Below are 17,789 nucleotides of genomic sequence, written 5' to 3' on the forward strand. Positions count from 1 at the left end.
TTGGTTTAGCTGTCCATCAACTTCGTGACGGAATCGGCAAGTTGGCCGATGCTTTCGATTTCGGCCTGCATGTTCATGGTGATGATGATATCAAATTCGTCTTCGACGGCAGCGACAAAATCCATGACCGTCAAGCTGTCCCATTCGAGATCACCCTGAAAGGTCGTATCTGCGGTCAAATCGACGCCCTTATTGTTGAAAGGCCCGATCAGTTCGCTGATCTTGGTCATGATTTCGTCGCGATTTGCCATAATATGCTTTCAAAATTACTATTCCTGACCTTTGCCAAGACATGCGCACCATTGGCAAGTGAATAAGGCGTAAAAGCGGCATAATGCGTGCCTTGGCTTGCCCATGCATGCGCTTTCTGCCACTCTTTTGCCGTATCGCGGTCGACCTAAGGGGGAGAGTGTTTATGGACGAAGGCAGCAAATGGCCGGATGAAGTTGTGTACGCGCTTGGCACCACCCAGCGACATCATGTGCAATTGAGCGTTATGGCGGATAATAAGGCGAATATGCTGATTGGCGCGACCTTTGTCGTGTTCACGCTCGCCATTGGCCAAAGCCATGCCGGCGATATCTCCCTGCCGCTTCTCATTCTTGCTATTTCCGCCTTTGGATCCGCCGGCTTGGCGGCCTTGGCGGTGATGCCATCGGTAAGGCCGCAGAAAAACACGTCTCCCAACATGCTGTTCTTTGGCGGTTTTTCCAAAATCAGTGAAGATGAGTTCATCGACCAGCTGCTGGAAACGGAATTGCGCAGCCAGGAATCAACCTACCGGGCGATGCTGCGCGATATCTATCAAATGGGTCAGATTCTGGAGCACAAGAAATACCGTTTTCTCGGCTGGGCCTATCGGGTATTTCTGATCGGCCTGACGCTAACCTTCATCACCTATGTTTACGAACAGTTCGCCGGACCGGTTTTTCAGGCCTGATTACAGCCAGTCGTTATGGCGATACCATTTTGCGGTATCCTTCAGGCCTTGCCGTGTTTCAATCTGCGCTTGCCACAATTGTGACGGCAGGCGCTTTTGCGGGTCTATTGTCCAGTCGTCATGGCAAAAATAATTGACCCGGTCTGTGGTAAGCTTGGCCTTGTTGCCGCGCGCCAGACGGTCCGCCTTGGCAGCAAGACGCAATAGAGATTTTGGCATGCCGAATGTAGCAACGCGTTTGCCTATCGCTTGGCCTATCGCCTTGGCAAAATCGGCCTGAGTCCAGCCGCCCGGCTTGCCGTCATCGACCTCGAAAATCTGAGCAGTAAAATCTTCCTGTTCCGGCAAAAGGGCAAGCAGCGCCTGGCACAGGTCCTGGACGTGTATCACTGATAAAAGTCCGTCAGCATCAGGGGGCAGGGTAACAAATCCCAGTCTGGCCATTTTGAACAGGTCGAGAAATTCGCCGTCGCCAGGTCCATAGACTGCGGGTGGGCGGAGGATCGTCCAGTCGAGGCCGCTGGTCTTGACCAGCTTTTCCGCCTTGGCCTTGGTTTCGCCGTAGATCGACAACTGCGGCTGAGTAGCCGCGAGCGAAGAGACGTGGACGAACCGCTTGGTTCCGGCCTGTTTGGCAGCTTCGATGACCGCAAGCGTTCCTGCGACGTTACCAGTCTCAAAGCCGACTCTGTCTGGGGCATTGACGACCCCGGCAATGTGCAGAACCATGTCCGCGCCGTGGCATAAGGTCGAGAGGCTTGCTGTATCGTCTAGCGCACCGCGCACCCATGTGACGCTCGAACGGTCATCCTGTTTCCGCCGTGTCAAAGCGCGTGCGTCATATCCCTCGCTGATCACCAGATCGAGCATCCGGCTACCGACAAAACCGGTTGCGCCGGTTATCGCGATTGTTTTTCGGGAAGTGCCAGTCATGGTGGCTAGACCAGCACCATCTGATTGCGATGAACCACAGCGCTGCGCGGGGCGTAGCCCAGTAACGCCTCAAGCTCCGAACTGCGGCGGCCGATGATCTTGGCGCAATCCAGCGCATTATATTCGGCCAGACCGCGTGCGATCGTCAGGCCGTCCAGATCCTTGATCTCGACGACATCACTGCGTTCGAACTGGCCGTCGATGGAAATAATGCCGGCCGCGAGAAGGCTGCTGCCCGATTGCAAGGCGGCGATCGCACCCGCATCAATCGTGATCGCTCCGGCTGAGGTCAGCCGGCCACCTAGCCAGGCTTTGCGGGCATTGGCGCCATCTCCTGCCTTGAACAACGTGCCGACATTGGTGAGGGTATAGCGCTCGAGCGGATGCTCTTCGCGGCCCGAGATGATCGACAGTTCGATCCCGGCGAGATTGGCAATTTTTGCCGCTTCCAGCTTGGACGTCATGCCCCCCGAACCCAGTCCCGACGAGGAGCTGCCGTCCGCCATTGCCATGATCGACTCATCGACAGTTTCGACCATACCGATAAATTGCCCGTTGGTTTCGCTGCCCGGCCTGCGGTCATAAAGGCCGTCAATGTCGGAAAGGAGCAATATGCGATCAGCTCCACCGGCTTGGGCCACTCGTGCGGCCAGCCGGTCATTGTCGCCAAAGCGGATCTCGTCGGTGGCGACGCTGTCATTTTCGTTGATCACCGGAATGGCGCGATGTTCGAGCAGCTTTTCCAGTGTCGCGGTTGCGTTGAGATAGCGCTTGCGATCTTCCATATCGTCGAGCGTCAGCAGCATCTGGGCGGCGGTAAGCTGATGCTCTCCGAGCAATTCCGACCACAGGCTGCTCAAGGCGATCTGGCCGATTGATGCTGCTGCCTGTGCGTCGGCCAGGCTGGCTCGCCCGCCTTTTTCGAGACCAAGCTTGCGCGCGCCGAGGGCGATTGATCCCGATGAGACGATGATGACATTGTCACCCCCCTGATGCCGTTTGGCGATATCGGCAACCAGCGTTTTCAGCCATTCCCGGCGTGCCTGGCCATCTTCGCCGACGAGCAGGGAAGACCCGACCTTGACGACAATCGTGTCCGGCTTTGCGGCGCTCACAGTGGCGACCAATCCTTGGCTTTTTCCTCTTCACCTGAGGCGAGCGTTGACTGGCCCTTGCGTTCGATTGAGCTATTCTCGCCAACAGCCTCGAGTATCTTGTCGAGCGCGGCGTCGAGACCCTCGCCAGTGGCGCCCGATACCGGGAGAACATGTTCCGCACCAGCTGCGCGCAATTGGTCGGCGATGTCAGCCATCAGCTCGTCGTCCAGCAAATCCGCCTTGTTGAGCGCCAGTATCTGAGGCTTTTCAGCGAGTCCGCCGCCATATTTCTCCAGCTCCTTGCTAACCGTTTTCCAGGCTTTCACCGGATCATCACCGGTAGCATCAATGAGATGGAGCAATATCTTGCACCGCTCGATATGGCCGAGAAAGCGATCGCCAATGCCTGCTCCGTCTGCCGCGCCCTCGATCAGCCCGGGAATGTCGGCGAGCACGAATTCACGGCCCTTGTGCCGGACCACGCCAAGCTGGGGATGGATGGTGGTGAAGGGATAGGCGCCGACTTTGGCGCCGGCGTTAGTCACTTTGTTGATCAGCGTCGATTTGCCGGCATTGGGCAGGCCGACAAGCCCGGCATCGGCAATCAGCTTGAGGCGCAACCAGACGGCTGCTTCCTCGCCCGGTTCGCCCGGCTGGTGCTGGCGCGGCGCGCGGTTTGTCGAGCTTTTGTAGCTGGCGTTTCCGCGGCCGCCGATTCCACCTTCAAGGAATGTCGCGCGCTGCCCTTCCCGCGTGAAGTCGAGCAGCACATGTTCCTTGTCTTCCGACAATATCTGTGTGCCTACCGGTACCTTGATGACGAGATCGTCACCGCCAGCACCGGTCCGATTACGGCCCGCGCCGCCCTTGCCACGCGGGGCTCTGAAATGCTGGGCATAGCGAAAGTCGATCAGCGTGTTGAGGCCTTCAACGGCTTCGAACACGATATCGCCGCCTTTGCCGCCATTGCCGCCATCGGGGCCGCCATATTGGATATATTTTTCACGCCGGAAACTGACAGCGCCAGGGCCGCCCTGACCGGAGCTGACATAGATTTTGGCTTGATCGAGAAAATGCATGTTGGTGCATTTAGGGATTTGATGCGCGAAAGGCTAGGCTTTGCTGCAATATAACGACATTGCATATTTCGGTTCACCGGCCTGAGAAGCTAGATGCTCAGGCCTCCGTCGACTGCGAAGGCGGCTCCGGTGGCGAATTTGCTTTCGTCCGAGGCCAGATAGACAATCAGATGCGCGATGTCGTCGGGCTCGCCCATATGACCGACCGGCTGCGCCAGCTGGAACGATTCCTCGGTTTCAGCGGGATTCGGCGTTCCGTCGATGACGCTGCGCACATTGGGGGTCATGATCGTGCCGGGCAGCACGGCGTTGACCCGGACCCTGTTCTTCTCTCTGGCGCAGTAGAGCGCGATGGATTTGGTCAGCATCGGGATCGCGGCTTTCGCGCTGTTATAGGCGACCAGATCGGGGCTGGCGTTGATCGCGGCAGCCGATGAAAGATTGATGATCGAACCTCCCGTCTTGCTCATCAGCGGCAGGGCTGTCTTGCAACCGAGGAATATCGAGTCGACATCGACGGTGTAACAGCGCTTGAAATCCTCGTAGCTGACGTCTGCTATCGAACCGAAAACCGTAACCGCAGCATTGTTCACCAGCACGTCGAGCCGTCCATATTCTGCTTCGACATGGGCGATGACGTCGCCCCAGCGTTCGGGATCGGTCACGTCCTGCTCCAGAAAATCGACACTGCCGCCGAGCTCTGCCGCCGTTGCCGCTCCGGCCTGCCCATCATGATCGGTGATCAGTATGCGCGCGCCTTCTTCGGCCAGTCGCCGTGCAGCCGCCTTGCCCAGCCCCATTGCGCCGCCGGTCAGCAATATGATCTTGTCCTGCACGCGTCCCATTTGTCTCTCCCGGTTGCTGCCGTTCGTCGTTGGCGGTTTCGAACCGTTATTCGGCGGCTTCCATCTGTTCCATCTGCGCGATCCTGGGATCATTGGGAAAGACCCATTCTTCGCCGATCACCTGCTCGACGGCGAGATGTTCCGGCACCCGGTTGAGGCCGATCATCTTGTCGCAATTCTGGTGAAAGCTGTAGATGCGCGCTTCCTGATAGCTCAGCGGAACGCTCTTGAAGCCGTCGCTTTCCATCGATTTCTGGATCATTTCGCCGAACTGCGTATCCTCGAGGATGATTGGCGACATATCGCGGCCATTGGGCTTGCTGTCGTCCGGTACGGTCCAGAGATCCGGGGCCGGGCCATCGCCCCAGTCCATTGCCATGGTGATCAGTTCCAGCCGGGTTGTATTCAGCGAGGTCGGCCAGAAGATCAGCGGCGGGACGAAATAATTGCTCAGCGGCGACACCCAGTTGGGGAACATCGTGTAACTTTGCGTGCAGGTCCGGCCGAATTCACCGACACCCTCGATCTCCTGCCAGTTCGCCGGGCTATCGATGGCCCGGACATGCTCGCGGTCTGTCTGTTCGGGCGCGGGTGCGAGCATCCGGGCATGGCCGTTGGGATAGAGCGTGTTCACATTGCGCTTGCTGTCGACCAGAGGCGCGACGGTGTCTGGGTGGATGAAGGGGACATGATAGACCTCCATATTGGCCTCCATCGCCACCTTCCAGTTGCACTTCAGGTCGAAACTGTGGCGCGCGGCGAGCCGGATCTTGTCGAAGCGGAATTCCTGCCATTCGTCCCAGACCGGGCCGAGCCATTGCTTTAGCGGCATTGCGTCTTCGTCAAAATTGACGAAAATCAGATTGCCCAGCGTCTCGCATCGCACCGGGATCAGGCTGCGGCAGGACATGTCGAAATGCGGACCAAAATCCTGTTTTTCCGGTACGCCGACCAATGTGCCGTCGGTCTTGTAGGTCCAGTTGTGATAACCGCACATCAGCCGCGGCGCCTTGCCCTTTTCCTCGGTGACGACGGGCGCACCGCGATGGCGGCAGGTGTTGTAGAAAGCGCGTATTTCGCCATCCATGCCGTGCACGATGATGATCGGGTCGCCGATCTGTTCCCATTTCATGAAACAGCCAGGTTCGGGTACTTCATCGATATGGGCGGCGAACAGCCAGGTTTTCTTCCACAGATATTGTTGCTCGAGGTCATAATATTCCCGGGATGTATAACGACCCGCCGGCAGGTCCGGTAACCGCGGGAAATTCTCGGGTGGTGCCTTGCGGGCGGCTTCCCATTCCATGAGACGTTTCATCTGATCGATATAGTCTTGCGTCATGGGCATTGCCTGCTCTCCTAAGCCGCGCTCACCCGCACGGGGATCGCGCTTTGCATCGCCTGTCCGGTAATCGGATCGAGATGATCATTGTCGACAATCAGCCGGTTGGTCGAGCCGCCCTTGGTCATCACGTCGCCTTTGCCGGCCTCGCTATCGCCAAAGGCATGGCTCATCGAGATGACGCCTGGCCGGACCTTGTCGTCCGCCTTTGCGAGACCGAAAATCGAGGCGGTGGGAGAGCTGATTTCGATGATCGCGCCGTCTTCGATGCCTGCTGCAGCCAGATCACCGGGGTTGAAGAAGGCCGGATTGGTCGGCATTTTCTCGACCAGTTTCGGGAAGGTATGGCCATTGCTGTTATAGCGATGCTTGGAGCGGCGCGAAATCAGGCGGAAGTCGAAGCCGCTCTCGACCGGGTCATTAGCAGCATAGTCGAGAAGCTCGCTGGGCATGGCGCCGGCGTTGAGATCGAATTTCTCCTGCGCATCGGGTTCCGCCGGACCGACGACGGGGTGCAGTTCGTCATAGGTGATGGCAGCGCCCTTGCGCTCCAGCGCCGCCGCATCGGCCTTGGCCTTGCTGGGCTTGAGCAGCGAACCTTCGGAAATCAGGTCGAGCACGGTCGCCTTGTCAGGGCAGGTCTCCATCGACACGGAGCCACCGGGGAAATTCATCTCGATGCCCATATGTTTGGCGAGCCACCAGAGCATTTCATATTCGTCCATCGTGTCGCCGGGCGGCGGCACCATCGCTTCGGTATAATGGCCATAGGCTTCCTCGGTGAAGGCGTCGGAGACATTGTTTATGTCTTCGCGTTCGAGACACATGCTGGGCGCGAGGATCATGTCGGCGCGTTTGGCGCTGGCCGACATCCACGGGTCGACCTGGATGAACAATTCGCATTCGTCCAAGGCGCGGCGGACCTTCTGCTGGTCGGGAAAGGCGATCTCGGGATTGCCGCCGATCGAGATCAGCGCCTTGATCTGGCCCTCGCCGGGCGTCAGGATTTCATCGGCCAAGACATTGCAGGGCATTTCCTTGCCGAGATGGCCGAGACCGCGGATGCGTGATTTCGGGAAGCCTTCGCCGAACGTCGGCATTTTTGGCGCAACCTGAGCCTTTTTCGGGCCGCCCATCAATGGATTGAAGACCATCGGCGCGGAAACCTTCTCGCCTTGCTGGTTGAAGCGGGCGCAGAGGATGTTGAGCGAGGCCACCAGATATTCGGTGAGCGTGCCATTGCCGGCCATTTCCGGACCGGTGCCGGTGACGACGCGGCCCTTGTTGGCGCCAGCGAACATGCGGGCAGCGGCGATCAGCTGATCCTTGTCGACACCGGCGCGTTTCGCGGCGACACCGGGCGTCATCGGTTTGACGGCGGCTTCCAACTCTTCGACGCCATCAACATGAGCGGCGACGAAATTCTGGTCGAACAGCTTTTCTTCGAAGATCACGTTGAGCATGCCGGCGAGCAGGGCAGGGTCTTCACCCGGTTTCACCGGCAGATAGATATCTGCCAATTTGCCCATTTCGCTGACCCGCGGATCGGCAACGATGACCTTGAGGCCGCGCTCCTTGGCATCTCTCAGGCCGCGCGAGGGCGAGGATGTCGGCATGCCGCCGGAATAGTGGGACACAATCGGATTATTGCCGACAAACATCGCCACGTCGGATTCGGTGAAGGCGTTGCCGCCGCCCATCCACATGCCATAGCGGGCGGTGGTGAAAACCTTGGCTGGCTGGTCGACGGTGACGCTGGTATACCAGTTGCGCGAGCCGATGCCCTGGGCAAAGGCATAGGACGTGCCGAGCACGGCGCTGTTCTGGAAAGCATTGGTGCCGCAATAGACCGCGATGCTGTGCGGGCCGTGTTCCTCGACCATCTTCTTCATCTGCGCGCCGGCCAGCTTGAGCGCTTCGGCGGTCGGGATGTCCTTGAAACTGCCATCGGGCTGGCGGATCTTGCTGGTAATCATCCGGTCGGGAAGATTGTGCATGTCGGGCAGCTGGCGGCCCTTGATGCAGGTATAGCCGTGGAACAGATGATCCTGCTTGTCGCCGCGCACGGATTTGACTTTATTGTCTTCCACCTCGACAATCATTGCGCAACTTGCGTGGCAAAAACGGCAAAAACTACGCTTGGTCTCGACAGCCATGAATCTCTCCTGATTTCGGAGAAGTCTAGGCGTGGCAATTGGCGCAGGCGACTGACAAAAATGCTTGGAAACAACCCTGTGCAACATAGCATCAGGATTCAGGCTTTGCCCCTTTCAGGCGATGCCAAATCAGCCGCTGTTGCGCAGCGCGGTCGCTATGGCGTTGAGCGACAACTGAATACCTTCGCCGATGCGCGGGTCATCTTCGCCGCCGCGCAGGCGTTTCATAAGCTCGATCTGGAGATGGTTGAGCGGCTCGATATAGGGCAGGCGCAACTCGATGCTGTTGAACAGCGCCGGGCTTTTTGCCAGCAGATGCGGCTGGTCGGTGATTTCCAGCAATATGTCGCGGGTCTGGTACCAGCTCGAACGGATGCGACCGAAATAGGCCTGACCCATGTCCTGATCCTCCACCAGTCCGGCATAGCGGGCGGCGATGCCCATGTCGGACTTGGCCAGCACCATTTCCATATTGGAGAGCGAAGCCTGAAAAAACGGCCAGCTCTGCGCCATATCTTTCAGCTTCGCCTTGTCCTCAAAACCAGCAAGCGCCTGTCCGACGCCATACCAGCCCGGCAGCATCACCCGCGCCTGTGCCCAGCTGAACACCCAGGGAATGGCGCGCAAATCCTCGATCTTGTCGCTTTTCGTCCGGCTGGCGGGACGCGAGCCTATCTTCAGTTTGGCGATTTCGGTCAGCGGAGTCATCTGCCGGAAGAAGGTCCGGAAGCTGTCGTCGCCATAGACCAGATCGCGATATTCGGTGAATGCAACCTGCGAGATTTGGTCCATTGCATCGGCATGGTCGGCCAGCACCTTGCTGTCGGTCCGGTCGGGCTCCAGCGAGTTGATCAGCACCGCCGAGGTCATCGCTTCCAGATTGGCTTCCGCGACATCCTCCGTGCCATATTTCGCGGCGATCACCTCGCCCTGTTCGGTGATCCGGATGCGGCCGGCAACCGTGCCCTTGGGCTGCGCCTTGATTGCGCCGAAGGCCGAGCCGCCTCCGCGCCCCACGGCGCCGCCGCGTCCGTGGAAAAGCTGCATTTTTATGCCGGCTTCGGCAAATATCGGAGTCAGGGCATCGCTCGCCTTGAACAGGCTCCAGGTCGAGGTCAGATAGCCGCCGTCCTTGTTGCTGTCGGAATAGCCGATCATCACTTCCTGATGGCCGCGGCCCTTTGCCAGAGCGTGCATTTCGGGAAGGGCGAAAAAATCGGTCATCACTTCAGGCGCATTTTCGAGATCGGCGACCGTCTCGAACAAAGGCACGGCCATGACCGGGCAGGACGGCGATGCATTGTCCTCGGTCGGCGCGTGATAGAGGCCCGTTTCCATCAACAGGACATAGACTTCCAATATATCGGAGACGCTCTCTCCATTGCTGATATTATAATTGGTGATGACTTCGGGGCCATATTTGCGATGCGCTTCGGCAGCGGCGCGGATGATCGACAATTCTTTTGCGGTTTCTTCGCTATAGGCGATCCATGGGCTGGCCAGTGGGCGGTTGTTGGCCAGTTCCTTCCGCAGCCGCTTTACCCGGGCCGCTTCGTCCAATGCCAGATAGTCCGGTTCAACTCCTGCTTGTTTGAGCAGTTCGGCGACCACCCGTTCATGCACCCGGCTGTTCTGACGCATGTCGAGGGTCGCAAGGTGGAATCCAAACAATTCGACGGTGCGGATCAGCCGCCCCAAAGCGCCCGAGGTTGCGAAGACGCCCTTGCCGGCGGTCTTGAGGCCTTGCCCCAATATTGCCAGTTCCTCGCGCAACTGCTGCGGGTTGTCGTAAGCCTGGGCTGTAATGGTCGATGCGCGACCGGGTACATGACCACAAAGCTTGAGATGGGTTGCCGATAATCTGGCATAGATGCCGGACAAGGCGCGGCGATAGGGTTCGTCCTTGCGGCTCAGTGCATCATCACCGCTTGCTTCGGCGAGTTCCAGCACAGCATCGGGTACTTCGGCCAGTTCGGTTGAGATAGACAGTTCCGCGCCGAGGGTGTGAACGCACATCAGATAATAGCCGATGACGGTTTCCGCCGCGCGCGACAGGGCTTCCTCCATCGCGCCCGCGTCGACAAAGGGATTACCGTCGCGATCGCCGCCAATCCAGCTGTTGAGTTTGAGGAAGCTTGGCAGCCGCGCACCCAAGGTCCGTTCCCATTTGCCATATAGCCGCGGCAGGACGGGCAGGAATACGTCCTTCATATAGCTTTGCGAAATCTGGACTTCGTCGGTGACGAACAGGCGCTCGCGGCGCAGCGGACGAGTCTGCCACAGCAGGGCGATCTGGCGCATGATTGCGTCGTCGAGCATGTCGCCTTGCGGCGTTTCCTCCTCTCCGGCATCTTTCATCAGCAAAAGTTCGGCGATCCGGGATTTGTGATCGATGATGCTCTTGCGCCGGACCTCGGTGGGGTGAGCGGTCAGAACCGGCGCAATCAATGCGTCGTCGAGCAGTTCCAGAATCGCTTCACGATCAACTCCTTCGCTGGCGAGCAACTCGATAGCCTCGACCACCGTGGCGCCTTTTTCTGCTGCCACACCCTGGCGATCCTCGGCAAGATTGGCGAGCAGGGAAAACAGCATGAACCCGCGCACGAAGGCGAGTGTTTCGTCGAGCGATAGCGCATCCAGGCCGGGATCAATCGCATCCGCATCGGCCAGACCGCGATGGCGATCGACGCTGGTGGACCGGATATATTCGGTGCGCCTGTATAGATCCTCTCCGCCATAGGAACGAATGACATCGCCCAGCAATTTGCCGAGATATTTGATGTCTGGATTTTGGCTTACGGTGAGGGATTGGGTCATGCCGATATGCTGCACTGCAGCGTCGCAACGGTCAAGAAATTCTGCAAGCTTGCGACAATAACATCTGGTGTTATATACACATAATACACTCGCTATGCAGGTTCGGATTACATGTCAGGTATCGGAGGTTTGAGAGCCAAGTTGACGGAGCAGCCTAAGCGATTTGATATTGGTGCATTGGTTGACCTGTTGACCATTCTGACGGTGTTGGTCATAGTCAAGCAATCGGTTCTGCCATTCAGCTTTCTTTATGCGGGTCCGGCATCGACGTTTTCGGCAATGGTGGTTGCAACCATGATATTGCGGCGCCGGGGATTGGGGTGGAAAGATCTCGGCTTCCGTTGGCCCGAAAACTGGTGGAAAATCATAGGTCTGACGGTACTATCGATGGTCGCTTTCATCGCTGCGACTCAGATGATGCAGCTGTTCGCCGATACATTCTTTGTAGATATTGGCGTAAGTGGACGGTTTGACCATATTGAAGGCAATCTCCCAGCCTATATCGGGATCATGTTGCTGGTCTGGACCCATGGTTCCTTTTTCGAGGAACTGTTATTCCGTGCCTTTGTCATTGATCGGGCAAGCAATGCTTTCGGGGGCGGCCGGATAGCTGATATTGCCGCAGCACTGTTTTCATCAATATTTTTCGGCTATCGTCACTATTATTATCAAGGCATGCACGGTGCCTTGATCACTGGAGCCGGAGGCTTCGCCTTTGCCATGCTGTATCTCTGGTTTGGACGCAAAAACATCATGCCACTGATTTTTGCCCATGGTATATTCAATAGTCTGGGCCAGACTTTCCGTTTTCTCGGCATCCGCGACTGATAAATTTTACGTGACGGTCAATTCTTTCGCTTGATATCAACATAAGCAGCCTTGTTCCGCATCATGCCGGACATGCAGTACCCAGTCTGCATTTAATACTAGCGAGCGCTAGTTAATCGGAACGCAAGCATTCTCCGATAAAGCGCTTTTTGTTCATCGAAAGCTCCACAGCAATGCTGATTTTCTCGCGCCTTTTTGCCGGTCACGACACAAGCCGCATAGCGATGCTGGTTGCCGGGGCATTTTTTATTGCCGCACTATCGGGAATATTTGTGACCCAAGACAATGGCCGATTGCCCTCAATATGGGCAGCCAATGCCATCCTGTTATCTGGCTTGTTGCTAACCCGTCCACGTCAATGGCCGGTCCTGCTCGGCTCAGCGTTGCTGTCAAATGTCGGCGCCAATCTCGTGATCGGAGACGACATAGTGACGGCGTTCCTGTTGTCGGCATGCAATATGCTGGAATGTCTGATGGGGGCCAGCCTGCTCAACCATGTTCAGAAAAAGCAGGTGGCGCGGATCAATCGGACATGGCTGGCGCAACTGACCATTTTTGGAGCCCTGATACCCTGTGCGATATCCGCATCCTTTGCTTCGCTTCTGGTGTCGGCGACCCCTACCGAATATGCATTTATCTGGTCGATTTATTTTCCGGCCCATGTTCTGGGCATTCTAACGATCGTGCCACTGATCTATATTTTTGCCAAAGACGGCGGAAAATCCATCTACCGCCATTTGCACCGGGAGCTGCTGCTTGTGGCATTGATTGCTACTGTGGCTTCCGCGATTATTTTCCTGCAACTCCTGCCGGTCACTTTTCTCATCTTTCCGGTGCTGGCATGGTCGGCTTTCCGGAGTGGCATACCGGGCGCAGCTTTGGCCATTTTCATTTTCACCTTCGTTGCGACGATCCTTACCATTGAGGGATTCGGTCCGATTGCCCTGATCGACGCCAGCGAATATATGCGGATCTTGTTTCTGCAGGCGCTGATCGTCGTCGTCACCTTCTCGACACTGCCGATCGCAACCGTTCTGGAAGGTCGCAAAAATGACGCGCTGAATCTGGCCAAAGCAAAAGTGGCGGCAGAAGAGGCTACTGCAAGCAAGGCCCAGTTTCTTGCGAATATGAGCCACGAAATCCGTACACCGATGAATGGCATTATCGGATTTGCCGAACTGCTTGCGCGTAGCGAGCTGGATGACAGCCAAAGCCGTCAGGTGGAGATAATCCGGACGTCGTCGGACAGTCTGCTTTACCTGCTCAACGATATACTTGATATTTCCAAAATCGAAGCCGGCCAGCTCGACATTGCCCGATCACCAGTCCGCATCGCAGACTGTATCTCGGAATGTGTTTCGCTTGTCACAACTTTGGCAGAGGCCAAAAATCTGACAATCGACACGGACCTGGATGTCGACAGGCAGCTGTTCATCGAATCGGACAGAATTCGTATCCGTCAGATATTGCTGAATCTGCTGGGCAACGCCGTGAAGTTTACGGAGCGTGGAACTGTGCGAATTGCCGCGCAAATCGTCGTTCACAAAGACCAGCCCGTTTTGCAAATTGCGGTTAGCGACACCGGTATCGGTATTCCCGCCCATCGACTGGCGAAGGTATTCGATGAGTTCGAGCAGGCAGATGTTGAAACCTCGCACAAATATGGTGGAACCGGGCTTGGCCTGGCGATCAGTCGTCAACTGGCCGTCTTGCTGGGTGGGCGGCTATGGCTCGAAAGCAGACAAGAAGAAGGAACAACGGTGACGTTGGAGCTGCCCGGCACAGCGATGGCGGTTCCCGAGGTGGATCACGACGCGCAAAATTCCGGGGCTGCTGTGGAGAAATTTGGCCATTCCTACCATATTCTGGTGGCCGATGATGTGGACATCAATCGTCAAGTTATCGGGGAAATATTGGATGGCCTGGGCGCCCGCACCGATTTTGCAGAAAATGGCAAGCAAGCCGTGGCTATGGCACTTTCCTGTGATCTGACCGACGATCCTTATAATTTGATCCTCATGGACAACCGCATGCCCGTGCTTGGCGGGAATGAAGCAACGCGGAAAATCAGGGAGAACGGCATTGATCCCGGACAATTGCCGATCCTGGCGCTGACCGCCAATGTCTTTGCAGAAGACGTGCAGAAAAATCTTGATGCGGGGATGCAAGCGGTGCTGTCAAAACCTGTTCGCACCCGTGACCTTCATGCCGCGGTCATCAAATATGCCACTATTCCCAGCAACGATCACGAACCCCGTTCCTCCGGGTGGGGCAGCAATGCGGCACCGAAAGCGGATGCCAAAACGCTATATGCAGAACGAAAGCGGCTCGGCGTGCTGGAAATATCACAGTTGATGGCGCAGAATATACAGGATCGCGAGAATCTCGAAAAGCTGTCGGAAATCGCACATAAATTGGCCGGTTCCGCTGGGTTTTTTGGCGATAGTGAGTTTGGCCGAATGGCTGCCGACCTGGATCAAAGCGTGCGGTCATCCAAATCAAATATCGATAATACCAAGCTGAAGGAACTAGTGAGAGCGCTGTGCAAGGCCGCGTGATCGTCGTCTGAAGAACCGGGTAAAGTTGTTAACCAGTCTCTGCTAGACAGATAGTTTGAGGAGAATTTTTGATGGCGCGAATAATATATGCAGAAGATGATGAGTTGGTCGGCGAGGTCGTTCGTGACACGCTGATGGATGCCGGTCATGCTGTCGGTGTGATCGGTGATGGTGTTACCGCACTCCAAGTCGCCAAGATCAAAAATCCCGATTTGATCATTCTTGATTGCAGTATGCCGAGAATGGGCGGGGTAGAAGTTCTGCGCCGGATTCGCAATCATCAGGAACTTTTCTCCACGCCGGTATTGATGCTGACCGGGCGATCATCCGCAGCCGATGAACAAATTGCGTTCGATGCGGGCGCCACGGAATATTTGAAGAAACCCTTTGATCGCGACGAACTGGTGTTCATCATCGAAAATATGCTGGACGATGCTGAAAGGCGCAGGGGAACGAAAAAGCTGCCGATGCGATACGTCTGATCCTGCGATCACGGCATAACGCAAGCCAACGCAATTCCTGATCCGAAAACAACCGCTAATAAGCCTGGCGACGATCACCATCGACCTAGCCATATCAACTAGACCATCTTCGCCACCTTCGGCTTCCCCCTCCCTGTCCAGAAGGCCCTGCCGGTCGGTTTCAATATCGTCGCTTCGTCAGCTTTCCAGCTCGATATCCCAATATAACCAGTCATGCCACGTATCGTGCAGGAAATTGGGCGGGAAAGCCCGGCCATGTTCCTGCAGATGCCAGCTGGTCGGCTTGATCGGACGATTGGCGAGCTGCATATGCGCTTCCTTGGGCGTCCGGCCGCCTTTCTTGAGGTTGCAGGGAAGGCAGGCAGTGGCGACATTTTCCCAAGTCGTGCGGCCCTTCTGTCGGCGCGGAATGACATGGTCAAAGGTCAGATTGTCGGGTGACCCGCAATATTGGCATTCAAACTTGTCGCGCAGAAACAGGTTGAAACGGGTGAAGGCCGGATATTCGGAAGGTTTGATATATTTCTTCAGCGCAATCACTGACGGGATTTTCATGTCGAGATTGGGGCTGTGCACTTCGCGCTCATAGCTGGATATGATGTCGACCCGGTCGAGAAACACGGCCTTGATTGCGGTTTGCCAGGGCCACAGGCTGAGCGGATAATAAGACAGGGGCGTATAGTCTGCGTTGAGGACGAGCGAGGGGCAGCTTTCCGGATGCCTTTGCAGGTCGGGGTGATACATAAGCGCTTGTCTCCCTTGTCCTTTACTGTCTGCTCTTTATGCCTAAGAACATGACATGACTATTACACAGAGAACATTATCCGGCTTATGACGTCAAGTGGGCAAATGAATCGACATATTGTGGTGCGTTTTGCCCCGAGCCCCAACGGATTGTTGCATTTGGGTCACGCCTATGCCGCGATGGTGGCGCATGATTTTGCCCGGGCGCGGGGTGGCGAGTTTCTGCTCCGGATCGAGGATATCGACAGCGGCCGCAGCCGTCCCGAATTTGTCACCGCAATACTGGACGACCTGCGCTGGCTGGGTCTGGAATGGGACAGGGAGGTGATTTTCCAGTCCGAACGGCTGGACAGCTATGCCGCTGCCGCCGACCGGCTGAAGGCGATGGAGCTGCTATATCCCTGTTTCTGCACCCGATCGGACATGCGGCAATTGCAGGAAGATGGCCCGCAGCCGGAAGGGCCGGACGGTCCGATCTATGCCGGAACATGCCGGCATCTCGACCCGGATCTGGCCAGGAAACGGGCGGCAGCAGAGCCGCACAGCTGGCGGCTTGATGTGGCGAAGGCGGCGGCGATTGCCGGCCCGCTGCGATGGAGAGATGAACGGCACGGCGAGCAATTGAACCATCCCGAGCGGCTTGGCGATGTTATCCTTGTGCCAAAGGATATGCCGGTGGCCTATCATCTCGCCGTGACGGTCGACGATGCCCGCGACGGGATTACCCATGTCGTGCGCGGGGATGATCTGTTCGCTTCCACCGATATTCATCGGTTGCTGCAGGCGCTGCTGGTCCTGCCGACGCCGACCTATTTTCATCATCCGCTTCTGCTCGATGAGACCGGCGGAAAACTGTCCAAGAGCCGGGATTCTGCCTCTTTGTCCGTATTGCGCCTGGCCGGTCAAAGCGGGCAAAAGCTGCTGCAAGATTTCCGGCAGGGCATCTTCCCTGTTGGAATCTCCCTTTCCTAAGCTTAAGGTGACCATATGAGCTATATTTTGATATTGATGATCGTCGCAGCCGCAGGCGCTGTCATTTATGCACTCGTACGCGGGCTGATCGCCTTCGCCAATATGAAGCCGGGTGACGTCGATGCCGACGGCATCACCGCGTCGCACAAGAAGCAGAATGAAATGATGTTTGCCCGCGTCAAATATCAGGCGATCGCGATCATCCTGGTGGTGATATTACTGGCTGTGGCGGGTGGCCAGAGCTAGGCCGCTAACCGATGGTAAAGCTAAACAAGATATATACCAAAACCGGCGATGACGGTACGACCGGGCTCGTCGACGGATCGCGGATTGCCAAGAATGATCCGCGCATGGCGGCGATTGGTGATGTAGACGAACTGAACAGCGCGCTTGGTGTAGCGATTTGCGAAATTGGCGATGATGCGCTGGTTCAGCAATTGCGGATCATCCAGAACGATCTGTTCGATCTCGGCGCGGATCTCGCGACCCCGGCAGCCGACGGAGACGATTTCACCCCCTCGGACATGATCCTTCGGATCGTGCCTTCGCAGGTGGAGCGGCTGGAAAAAGCAATCGACGCAGCCACTGCTGAGCTTGATCCGCTGACCAGTTTCATTCTGCCTGGCGGCTCGAAAGCCGCTGCTGCCATCCATCTGGTTCGTGCCGTTGCCAGACGGACCGAGCGGACTTGTGTTGCCGCTGGCAGAGACATGTCGATCAACCCGCAGGCGCTGGCCTATGTCAATCGTCTCTCGGACTATCTGTTCGTACTCGGACGGGCGCTCAATAACGGCGGCGCGGACGATATTTTATGGGTGCCGGGGGCATCTCGCTAGGGCGCGAAAGCGCCGTGCATTGCAAATATTTGCAACCAACTGCCGCAAATATGCGTTGTTGACCTAATCATTGTTCGCTCTATGTTCTGAAAAAATCGTAGCCACCGGAGTAGGATTAATCGCTAGCCAACCGCAACGCCCGTGTCCGCCTTCGTTCGAC

Annotated in this window: 16 protein-coding genes; 7 read left to right on the plus strand and 9 right to left on the minus strand. The window is 56.8% G+C overall.

Going from position 1 to position 17,789, the window contains the following annotated elements:
• Positions 1-5: 5 nt before the first annotated feature.
• Entirely contained in the window at positions 6-251 is a 246-nt protein-coding gene (locus AZE99_RS02545) for an acyl carrier protein (RefSeq protein ID WP_067197832.1), read from the minus strand.
• A gap of 164 nt (positions 252-415) precedes the next feature.
• Here AZE99_RS02545 and AZE99_RS02550 point away from each other — a divergent pair, with 164 nt between their 5' ends.
• Positions 416-940, plus strand: a complete 525-nt coding sequence (locus AZE99_RS02550) for a Pycsar system effector family protein (protein WP_082788203.1) — start codon at positions 416-418, stop codon at positions 938-940.
• Here the strand turns inward: AZE99_RS02550 and AZE99_RS02555 are convergent, their stop codons facing one another.
• The 7 genes from AZE99_RS02555 to ppc all read right to left on the minus strand — a co-directional run bounded on the left by AZE99_RS02555 (position 941) and on the right by ppc (position 11,209).
• Positions 941-1,873, minus strand: coding sequence for an NAD-dependent epimerase/dehydratase family protein (locus tag AZE99_RS02555; RefSeq protein ID WP_067197834.1), 933 nt, complete (start codon positions 1,871-1,873; stop codon positions 941-943).
• A 5-nt stretch (positions 1,874-1,878) separates the two neighbouring features.
• On the minus strand, positions 1,879-2,988 hold the full coding sequence (proB, locus tag AZE99_RS02560; protein WP_197460229.1) for a glutamate 5-kinase: 1,110 nt from the start codon (positions 2,986-2,988) through the stop codon (positions 1,879-1,881).
• Positions 2,985-4,049 carry a GTPase ObgE gene (gene obgE, locus AZE99_RS02565; RefSeq protein WP_067197837.1) on the minus strand — a complete coding sequence of 355 codons (1,065 nt, stop codon included), beginning with the start codon at positions 4,047-4,049 and terminating at the stop codon, positions 2,985-2,987. Before obgE ends, proB begins: the two co-directional genes overlap by 4 nt.
• 89 nt (positions 4,050-4,138) lie before the next feature.
• Positions 4,139-4,894 carry a glucose 1-dehydrogenase gene (locus tag AZE99_RS02570; protein ID WP_067197839.1) on the minus strand — a complete coding sequence of 252 codons (756 nt, stop codon included), beginning with the start codon at positions 4,892-4,894 and terminating at the stop codon, positions 4,139-4,141.
• A gap of 46 nt (positions 4,895-4,940) precedes the next feature.
• Complete coding sequence (locus AZE99_RS02575) at positions 4,941-6,242, minus strand: aromatic ring-hydroxylating oxygenase subunit alpha (RefSeq protein ID WP_231862675.1); 1,302 nt, start codon at positions 6,240-6,242, stop codon at positions 4,941-4,943.
• 11 nt (positions 6,243-6,253) lie between these two features.
• Entirely contained in the window at positions 6,254-8,392 is a 2,139-nt protein-coding gene (locus AZE99_RS02580) for a molybdopterin-containing oxidoreductase family protein (RefSeq protein WP_082788204.1), read from the minus strand.
• Between the two features lie 129 nt (positions 8,393-8,521).
• Positions 8,522-11,209, minus strand: coding sequence for a phosphoenolpyruvate carboxylase (gene ppc / locus AZE99_RS02585; protein WP_067203210.1), 2,688 nt, complete (start codon positions 11,207-11,209; stop codon positions 8,522-8,524).
• Positions 11,210-11,350: 141 nt separating this feature from the next.
• Between ppc and AZE99_RS02590 the strand changes: the two genes are divergently transcribed.
• The 3 genes from AZE99_RS02590 (at position 11,351) to AZE99_RS02600 (ending at position 15,077) form a co-directional block, all read left to right on the plus strand.
• Positions 11,351-12,037 carry a CPBP family intramembrane glutamic endopeptidase gene (locus AZE99_RS02590; protein ID WP_197460231.1) on the plus strand — a complete coding sequence of 229 codons (687 nt, stop codon included), beginning with the start codon at positions 11,351-11,353 and terminating at the stop codon, positions 12,035-12,037.
• Positions 12,038-12,261: 224 nt separating this feature from the next.
• Positions 12,262-14,595 carry an MASE1 domain-containing protein gene (locus tag AZE99_RS02595; protein WP_443027826.1) on the plus strand — a complete coding sequence of 778 codons (2,334 nt, stop codon included), beginning with the start codon at positions 12,262-12,264 and terminating at the stop codon, positions 14,593-14,595.
• Between the two features lie 71 nt (positions 14,596-14,666).
• The gene (locus AZE99_RS02600; protein ID WP_067197852.1) at positions 14,667-15,077 is read left to right on the plus strand and encodes a response regulator; all 411 of its coding nucleotides are present in this window, start codon (positions 14,667-14,669) and stop codon (positions 15,075-15,077) included.
• A gap of 177 nt (positions 15,078-15,254) precedes the next feature.
• Here AZE99_RS02600 and AZE99_RS02605 read toward each other — a convergent pair whose 3' ends face one another.
• Positions 15,255-15,821 (minus strand): HNH endonuclease, encoded by a 567-nt coding sequence (locus AZE99_RS02605; RefSeq protein WP_067197854.1) that lies wholly within the window; start codon positions 15,819-15,821, stop codon positions 15,255-15,257.
• A gap of 105 nt (positions 15,822-15,926) precedes the next feature.
• Between AZE99_RS02605 and gluQRS the strand changes: the two genes are divergently transcribed.
• Genes gluQRS through AZE99_RS02620 form a run of 3 tightly spaced genes read left to right on the plus strand, consistent with a single transcriptional unit; the run spans position 15,927 to position 17,629 of the window.
• Positions 15,927-16,793 carry a tRNA glutamyl-Q(34) synthetase GluQRS gene (gene gluQRS / locus AZE99_RS02610; RefSeq protein ID WP_082788205.1) on the plus strand — a complete coding sequence of 289 codons (867 nt, stop codon included), beginning with the start codon at positions 15,927-15,929 and terminating at the stop codon, positions 16,791-16,793.
• Between the two features lie 15 nt (positions 16,794-16,808).
• The gene (locus AZE99_RS02615) at positions 16,809-17,039 is read left to right on the plus strand and encodes an HIG1 domain-containing protein (RefSeq protein WP_067197858.1); all 231 of its coding nucleotides are present in this window, start codon (positions 16,809-16,811) and stop codon (positions 17,037-17,039) included.
• Positions 17,040-17,050: 11 nt separating this feature from the next.
• Positions 17,051-17,629 (plus strand): cob(I)yrinic acid a,c-diamide adenosyltransferase, encoded by a 579-nt coding sequence (locus tag AZE99_RS02620; protein WP_067197859.1) that lies wholly within the window; start codon positions 17,051-17,053, stop codon positions 17,627-17,629.
• The last annotated feature ends 160 nt before the right edge of the window (positions 17,630-17,789 follow it).

Origin of the sequence: Sphingorhabdus sp. M41 (assembly GCF_001586275.1) — a bacterium.
Lineage (GTDB): Bacteria > Pseudomonadota > Alphaproteobacteria > Sphingomonadales > Sphingomonadaceae > Parasphingorhabdus.

Coding starts and splice junctions, on each gene's coding strand:
- AZE99_RS02580 (WP_082788204.1), bottom strand. CDS start 8,392: ATGGCTGTCGAGACCAAGCGTAGTTTTTGCCGTTTTTGCCACGCAAGT.
- AZE99_RS02595 (WP_443027826.1), top strand. CDS start 12,262: ATGCTGGTTGCCGGGGCATTTTTTATTGCCGCACTATCGGGAATATTT.
- ppc (WP_067203210.1), bottom strand. CDS start 11,209: ATGACCCAATCCCTCACCGTAAGCCAAAATCCAGACATCAAATATCTC.
- obgE (WP_067197837.1), bottom strand. CDS start 4,049: ATGCATTTTCTCGATCAAGCCAAAATCTATGTCAGCTCCGGTCAGGGC.
- AZE99_RS02570 (WP_067197839.1), bottom strand. CDS start 4,894: ATGGGACGCGTGCAGGACAAGATCATATTGCTGACCGGCGGCGCAATG.
- AZE99_RS02575 (WP_231862675.1), bottom strand. CDS start 6,242: ATGCCCATGACGCAAGACTATATCGATCAGATGAAACGTCTCATGGAA.
- AZE99_RS02620 (WP_067197859.1), top strand. CDS start 17,051: ATGGTAAAGCTAAACAAGATATATACCAAAACCGGCGATGACGGTACG.
- AZE99_RS02550 (WP_082788203.1), top strand. CDS start 416: ATGGACGAAGGCAGCAAATGGCCGGATGAAGTTGTGTACGCGCTTGGC.
- AZE99_RS02545 (WP_067197832.1), bottom strand. CDS start 251: ATGGCAAATCGCGACGAAATCATGACCAAGATCAGCGAACTGATCGGG.
- AZE99_RS02605 (WP_067197854.1), bottom strand. CDS start 15,821: ATGTATCACCCCGACCTGCAAAGGCATCCGGAAAGCTGCCCCTCGCTC.
- AZE99_RS02600 (WP_067197852.1), top strand. CDS start 14,667: ATGGCGCGAATAATATATGCAGAAGATGATGAGTTGGTCGGCGAGGTC.
- AZE99_RS02615 (WP_067197858.1), top strand. CDS start 16,809: ATGAGCTATATTTTGATATTGATGATCGTCGCAGCCGCAGGCGCTGTC.
- gluQRS (WP_082788205.1), top strand. CDS start 15,927: ATGAATCGACATATTGTGGTGCGTTTTGCCCCGAGCCCCAACGGATTG.
- AZE99_RS02555 (WP_067197834.1), bottom strand. CDS start 1,873: ATGACTGGCACTTCCCGAAAAACAATCGCGATAACCGGCGCAACCGGT.